At 75.3% G+C, this 255-nt stretch carries 1 pseudogene; it reads left to right on the top strand.

Going from position 1 to position 255, the window contains the following annotated elements:
* A pseudogene (locus tag AC0IWM_RS23810) lies at window positions 1-255 on the top strand (SLC13 family permease); the annotation flags it as partial.

Raw genomic sequence — 255 nt, 5'->3', positions numbered from 1 at the left:
GCGCCCGGAGGCGCGGCGGCTCGCCGTGATCCTGGCCGCCACCCTCGCCTTCTGGGTCACCGACAGCCGGCATCACATCGCCCCGGCCTGGGTCGGGCTCATCGCCGCGATCCTCGGCCTGATGCCCCGCATCGGCGTGCTGCCGGCGGAGGCCTTCGGCGCGGTGAACCTGCGCACCTGCTTCTCCGTCGCCGCCCTCCTCGGCCTCGTGGCCACCGTGAACGAGACCGGCCTCGGCGCCAGCCTGGGCCATGC

The sequence above is a fragment of the Methylobacterium sp. AC433 genome, from assembly GCF_979253015.1.
This window is presented reverse-complemented; position numbering and strand designations above follow the sequence as displayed.